This window comes from Anaerovibrio sp. (assembly GCF_051866355.1).
Classification (GTDB): Bacteria; Bacillota; Negativicutes; order Selenomonadales; family Selenomonadaceae; genus Anaerovibrio.
On the sequence record NZ_JBJDWZ010000155.1, the window covers coordinates 3,161 to 9,251 of the forward strand.

Consider the following 6,091-nt stretch of genomic DNA (forward strand, 5'->3'; position numbering starts at 1 on the left):
TGGCTGCAGAAGGAAGATTTCCGCACCAATATCAGCAAGGACGAGGACGTTACCAAGTATCTCACCCAGGCTGAGATTGACGAGTGCTTCAAGGTTGATTATTTCCTCCGCCATGTGGACATGATTATGGCACGTTTTGGCCTGTAATTGCCGGGCGGGGATTTTGTTGATAGAAAAAATGAGGGGAGACTGCTGTATGTCGGCTGTTGTAGTTTTGGGCACCCAGTGGGGTGACGAAGGTAAGGGTAAAATCGTAGATTATCTGGCACAGAAGGCGGAAACCGTTGTCCGCTATCAGGGCGGCAGCAATGCCGGCCACACTGTTGCCGTCAATGGCACGGAGTACAAGCTGCGCCTGATGCCATCCGGTATTCTTTACAAGGGAACCTTGTGCGTTGTGGGCAACGGCGTTGCGTTCAACCCGAAGGTCATGCTGCAGGAAATGGACGGCATGATTGAGAAGGGCATTGATGTCAGCGGCATCCGCATCAGCAACCGCGCCCATGTGGTTCTGCCGTATCACTGCGAGATGGACGGCTATATCGAGGAGCTGAAGGGCGACAACAAGGTCGGCACCACCAAGAACGGCATCGGCCCGTGCTATGCTGACCGCGACCACCGCATCGGCATCCGTGTCTGCGATTTCATTGACAAGGAAGAATTTGCCAAGAGGCTGAAGGAAAATCTGGAGCTGAAGAATCAGGAGATTGTGAAGCTCTACGGCAAGGAGCCGATGGACTATGAGTCCATGCTGAAGGAGTACGAGGGCTATGCAGACCGCCTGCGCCCTTATGTATGCGATACCATCGCCCTTCTGCATGATGAAATCAAGGCTGGCAGGAAAATCCTCTTTGAAGGGGCTCAGGCAACCATGCTGGATATTGACTACGGTACGTATCCGTATGTTACCGCTTCCCATCCTATTTCCGGCGGTATCGGCGTAGGCGCAGGCGTTGCGCCTCGCGACATCGACAAGGTTGTAGGCGTGGTAAAGGCATACTGCACCCGCGTAGGCGAGGGGCCGTTCCCGACAGAGCAGCTTAATGAGATTGGCGACAAAATCCGCGATGCCGGTCATGAGTATGGCACCGTTACCGGCCGTCCGCGCCGTACTGGCTGGCTGGATGCCTGCATCGTGCGCTATGCGGGGATGCTGTCCGGCATTGACTACATGGCTATCACCCGTCTTGATATTCTCGACTGCATGGATGAAATCAAGATGTGCGTAGCCTACAAGTACAAGGGCGAAATCATCAACGAGATTCCGGCTTCGCTGAAGGTGCTGGCAGAGGTTGAGCCTGTGTACGAAACCTTTGAGGGCTGGAAGACCGATATCAGCGGCATCCGCACCTATGAGGAGCTGCCTGAAAAGGCACGCATCTATCTGGAGCGCATGGCAGAGGTTACCGGCATCGACCTGGGCATTGTGTCCGTAGGGCCGAACCGCGACCAGACCATCGTGCTGGCCAAGGATTTGTTCTAAAGTTTAAGTTGTTAAGCCTAGGAAGATAGCGTGACATGTATCCTAAGAAAACCTTTGTTGTGCCTCGTTACTTCATTCATCAGAGCGGTGACGCGATAGATGAATGTTAGTAACGCGAGGCACAATGAGGAGCGAGAGCGTGTTTTCGTGGGTACATTCATGCTATCGGGTATAAGGCGGAGCGCATTCAGTTTTAGGGGTTATCATCTTGAGTAAAAAGATGATAGCCCCTTTTGTGTGTATTGCATGTCTATTATGCGTATATGGCATGTATACCATGTGTGAATTGTGTGCTTTAAGTGCTTCAAATATTTTATTTTAAGTATTTTTTAGTAAATTCTTATGTGTATTATTTATTTTGTGTGTATTTAGGAGAAGTAGATTGTTATGCTGGAATTAAAAAATGTCACCTACACAGTTGCAGATGGCAATGCTGGCAAAAATATTATCGACCACATGGATCTGGTAATCCCTGATGGCAGGTTTGTGGTAATCACGGGGCCAAATGGCGGCGGCAAGTCCACCCTTGCCAAGACCATCATGGGCATCAATCCCATTACCGAGGGGCAGCTGCTTTTTGACGGCGAGGACATCACGGAGAAAAACATCACGGAGCGGGCGAAGCTGGGCATCAGCTTTGCTTTTCAGCAGCCGGTGCATTTCAAGGGCATCAAGGTGATTGACCTTCTGCGTCTGGCTACCGGCTCCAACCTGTCCGTAGCAAAGGCCTGTGAGTACCTTTCCCGCGTGGGGCTGTGCGCCAAGGAATACATTCAGCGCGAGGTGAACTCATCCCTGTCCGGCGGCGAGCTGAAGCGCATCGAGATTGCCACGGTGCTGGCACGGGGCACGAAGTTTTCCATCTTTGATGAGCCGGAGGCCGGCATCGACATCTGGAGCTTCCAGAATCTTATTCAGGTGTTTGAGAATATCCGGAAAACCGTGCAGGGAACGGTGCTGATTATTTCCCATCAGGAGCGCATCCTGAATATCGCCGATGAGATTGTGGTGATTGAGAACGGCAGGGTGGCAAAGCAGGGGCCGAAGGACGAGATACTGCCGGAGCTTTTGGGAACCGCCTCTGCGGTCAGTGCCGCCTGCAGCAAGCTGGCACCGGAAAAGGGGGTAGCGACATGCTAGACAAAATTCAGATGCAGATGCTGACCGAGGTGGCCGATTTGCACGGCGTGCCGGAGGGGGCGTACAATATCCGTGTCAACGGGGAAAAGGCAGGGCGCAACACCACTGCCAATATAGATATTGCCACCAAGACCGACGGCAAGAGCGGCATTGACATCCGCATCAAGCCCGGCACAAAAAATGAGAGCGTGCATATTCCTGTGGTGCTCAGCGAGAGCGGCATCAAGGAAACCGTGTACAACGACTTTTACATTGGCGAGGATTCCGATGTGGTTATCGTGGCCGGCTGTGGCATTCACAACTGCGGCAATCAGGATTCCCAGCATGACGGCGTGCATCGCTTCTTTGTGGGCAAAAATGCCAGGATACGCTATGTGGAAAAGCACTATGGCGAAGGGGATGGCACAGGCAAGCGCATCCTGAACCCTGTTACGGAGGTGTATCAGGAGGCCGGCAGCTATGTGGACATGGAAATGGTGCAGATAAAGGGCGTGGATAACACCCACCGCATCACAAAGGCGGAACTGGCCGAAGGTGCCACCATGATTGTCCATGAGCGTCTCATGACCCACGGGGAGCAGGTTGCCACCAGCGTTTACGAGGTGGCGCTGAATGGCGATGGCTCCAGCACGGATGTCATTTCCCGCTCCGTAGCCAAGGACAGCTCCGAGCAGGTCTTTGAGGCGGCCATTGTGGGCAACAGCGTCTGCAGCGGCCATGCGGAGTGTGATGCCATCATCATGGACAAGGCCCATGTGGTGGCCGTGCCGAAGCTGGATGCCAGGAACGTGGATGCGGCCCTTATCCATGAGGCGGCTATCGGCAAGATTGCCGGGGACCAGCTCATCAAGCTCATGTCCCTGGGGCTGACCGAGGCAGAGGCGGAGGAGCAGATTATCGGCGGCTTCCTGCGATAATCCTTTACGGTCAATACAACAGGCAAGGAAACAGGCAATAAAATACCTCTATGGCAGATGGCATCAGGCTCCTATCGGTGCCGATGCGTCCATAGAGGTATTTTTATTTTTCATATATTTGTTCTTTTCTCCTGTTTGGTATCCTCTGTTGTTGCTTTTTCTGCAGGTTGTTTGTGGCTGATGCTGTTTTTTGGCACGAGAAAAGGGTGGAATAACTTCCACCCTGCCCGACGGTTATATGACGTACGCCGCAATCAATAATAAGTGCGGGAAAACGGCGAGGCCATTTCTTTAACCTGAGAATAGTATAGTATTTTGGCCCTGGATTGTCAAGGAAAATGTATAACAATAATAATTATTTTTTGGGACTTTTTTATTGAAGTGGTCGATTTTCAGTATTGTTGTATGTATACAATGCACACAATAGGCCGAAAGTGATATTTTTTGCTTTTAAATTGTTCAATGAATTTTGGTATGGCCATTTGAGGGCAGGTGTTGTAGAATATAAGCATGTTTGTGTGAGGAGGCTGATGTTATGGGTGAAGAGAAGGAAGCAGAAATCAATGAGAAGGTTCTGGCTCATCTGCATAATTTTTATCACGAAAATCCCTACGTGAAGCTGCTGGGGATTCAGGTGGAGCGTGTGGAGCAGGGCAGGGTAACGCTGTCCATGGAGGCCGCAGGGGAGCTGTCCAATTTTTATCATATCGCTCACGGGGGAGCACTGATGAGCCTGGCGGATACGGCCATGGGGGCGACCTGCCTGTCCGTGAACAAGAAGGTTGTCACCCAGTCCATGAATACCCATTTTATCAAGGCGGCGGCCGAGGGGACAAGGCTGTGGGCAACGGGGCACATTCTGCACAATGGCAGGAAGACCCTGGTCTGTGAAACGGAAATCAGGGATGAAGATGGTGCGATTCTCTGCAAGGCTACGGCCAATTTCTTCGTAATCGGCCTGTGCGTAGAGGAAGCCCGGCAGTAATATGACATACAATGTGAAAAAGCCGACGTGGAAAATTCAATGTGAAAATTCAACGTAAAAAGGGTGGCCTCCCGCGCGGGGAGATGCCACCCTTTTTTATCCAATGCCCTGGGGCTGTTCTTTTTTTGCTTTTTGCTTCCGGCCTTTGGCTGATTGCTTTTTGCTTTCCGCCTCCGGCCTTTGGCAGTCTGTTGCTTAGTGCCCTTGGCTCTGCGCTGTTTTTACTGCACGTTCATGGAAAGATCGATGAACTTGTTGGCAATCTTTACCTTCTGCAGAACCTCTTCGGTTACGGTGTCACCTTCGTTTACCAGCACTACGCCGGAATCAGTGGTGAGCGTGCGGGTAACAGTCTTGCCCAGCAGGAAACGGCGGTGACGCTCTTCGGTGGCCTTGTCAGCCATCTGGATGGAAGGGTCAGCGGCCTTTGGCTCCGGCTTTGCCTCGGCTTTTGGCTCAGCCTTCGGAGCGGCCTTTGGCTCCGGCTTTGCTTCAGCCTTTGGAGCGGCCTTCGGCTCGGCAGGCTTTACTTCCTTTGGCTCGGCCTTTGGAGCTTCAGCCTTGGCAGGCTCTGCCTTCTTTGGCTCAGCCTTCGGCTCTTCCGGCTCTGCGGCCGGGGCCTTCGGGGCTTCTACAGCCGCTGCAGGCGCTTTCGGTGCTACGATTTCAGTTTTTTTTTCCAAATCGGAATCAATAACTGTTACCTGCTTGCCGAAAATAGAAATCTGCTCGGAGCTGATTTCGGACAGGCTGCCGTCACGGCCCTCTATCTCGCATTTTTCGATGTTGCCGTTGTCGCCGATATAGATTTCTACCACCTTGCCCTGGATTGTACCGGACTTGGTGATGGCCTTGGTGCCGATAATCTTGATATTGGCGTCCATCATGGCCTCGTAGTCACCGGCATCCTCCAGTGTCAGGATGTTTTCACTGTTGGTTACGGTAACGGCATCCTCGCCGATGGCGATAACGGAGGAATAAGGCAGCAGCTTTACTCCCCTGTACCAGTCCTCGTCCTCAATAGTGATTGCGGCAATAGCGCCATTCTTGGCGTCAATGAGCAGAGTCTTGCTCATACCCAGCTCCCGGCCCTCGGTAATGCTGATTACCGGCAGGCCAATGATTTCAATACTTTTTTTCATTGGAATTCCTCCTGAGAATTTTTTATTTAGCGAGACTTTCTGCTGTTGTAGATAGACTCGATTTGTGACATGTATTTCTTTGGAATCTCCTTGAAGGAGATGTTGCCAAGCCCGGCTGTCTGCAGGACGTTCCTGGTAATCATCAGGTAGCTCAGCGTATCGTCAAACTGCCTTTTGATGGAACTGCTCTCCAGCATGGCCGGTATGTCCATGGCTCTGCGGATGCTGTCAATAGCGGCATCGTAGTCGCCCTGCTCTTTATGGATGTTGGCAATGGAAACCACGATAAACGGCGCATAACTGTCGCCGCGGTAGCGTTCCAGGGCCGTCTGGTAGGCGGCAAGTGCCACCTGTGGCCGCTTCTGTAGATTCTGTTCAAAGGCAAAATCCAGCAGCTGGTCCATGGTGGTCATGGCGGACAGGG

The 6,091-nt window shown here is 52.2% G+C and carries 7 protein-coding genes; 5 read left to right on the top strand and 2 right to left on the bottom strand.

Annotation, left to right across the window (positions count from 1 at the left end):
- Positions 1–3: 3 nt before the first annotated feature.
- The 5 genes from ACI3UA_RS08125 (at position 4) to ACI3UA_RS08145 (ending at position 4,525) form a co-directional block, all read left to right on the top strand.
- Positions 4–147, top strand: coding sequence for a hypothetical protein (locus ACI3UA_RS08125; RefSeq protein WP_439724319.1), 144 nt, complete (start codon positions 4–6; stop codon positions 145–147).
- 49 nt (positions 148–196) lie between these two features.
- The gene (locus ACI3UA_RS08130) at positions 197–1,483 is read left to right on the top strand and encodes an adenylosuccinate synthase (RefSeq protein WP_439724313.1); all 1,287 of its coding nucleotides are present in this window, start codon (positions 197–199) and stop codon (positions 1,481–1,483) included.
- 387 nt (positions 1,484–1,870) lie between these two features.
- Positions 1,871–2,623, top strand: a complete 753-nt coding sequence (locus ACI3UA_RS08135) for an ABC transporter ATP-binding protein (RefSeq protein ID WP_439724314.1) — start codon at positions 1,871–1,873, stop codon at positions 2,621–2,623.
- A complete protein-coding gene (locus ACI3UA_RS08140; protein WP_439724315.1) occupies positions 2,617–3,540 on the top strand; it encodes a SufB/SufD family protein in 924 nt (307 codons plus the stop codon). The genes ACI3UA_RS08135 and ACI3UA_RS08140 overlap by 7 nt, the downstream gene beginning before the upstream one ends.
- Positions 3,541–4,075: 535 nt before the next feature.
- Positions 4,076–4,525 carry a PaaI family thioesterase gene (locus tag ACI3UA_RS08145; protein WP_439724316.1) on the top strand — a complete coding sequence of 150 codons (450 nt, stop codon included), beginning with the start codon at positions 4,076–4,078 and terminating at the stop codon, positions 4,523–4,525.
- A gap of 221 nt (positions 4,526–4,746) precedes the next feature.
- Here ACI3UA_RS08145 and ACI3UA_RS08150 read toward each other — a convergent pair whose 3' ends face one another.
- Both ACI3UA_RS08150 and ACI3UA_RS08155 read right to left on the bottom strand, forming a co-directional pair.
- Positions 4,747–5,667 carry a PRC-barrel domain-containing protein gene (locus ACI3UA_RS08150; RefSeq protein WP_439724317.1) on the bottom strand — a complete coding sequence of 307 codons (921 nt, stop codon included), beginning with the start codon at positions 5,665–5,667 and terminating at the stop codon, positions 4,747–4,749.
- 26 nt (positions 5,668–5,693) lie between these two features.
- Positions 5,694–6,091: hypothetical protein (locus tag ACI3UA_RS08155; protein ID WP_439724318.1), on the bottom strand; the 398-nt coding region annotated here is incomplete at its 5' end.

What these genes read in the sequence shown, in the direction of transcription:
- ACI3UA_RS08130 (WP_439724313.1), top strand. Translation starts at nt 197, where the DNA reads ATGTCGGCTGTTGTAGTTTTGGGCACCCAGTGGGGTGACGAAGGTAAG.
- ACI3UA_RS08135 (WP_439724314.1), top strand. Translation starts at nt 1,871, where the DNA reads ATGCTGGAATTAAAAAATGTCACCTACACAGTTGCAGATGGCAATGCT.
- ACI3UA_RS08140 (WP_439724315.1), top strand. Translation starts at nt 2,617, where the DNA reads ATGCTAGACAAAATTCAGATGCAGATGCTGACCGAGGTGGCCGATTTG.
- ACI3UA_RS08145 (WP_439724316.1), top strand. Translation starts at nt 4,076, where the DNA reads ATGGGTGAAGAGAAGGAAGCAGAAATCAATGAGAAGGTTCTGGCTCAT.
- ACI3UA_RS08150 (WP_439724317.1), bottom strand. Translation starts at nt 5,667, where the DNA reads ATGAAAAAAAGTATTGAAATCATTGGCCTGCCGGTAATCAGCATTACC.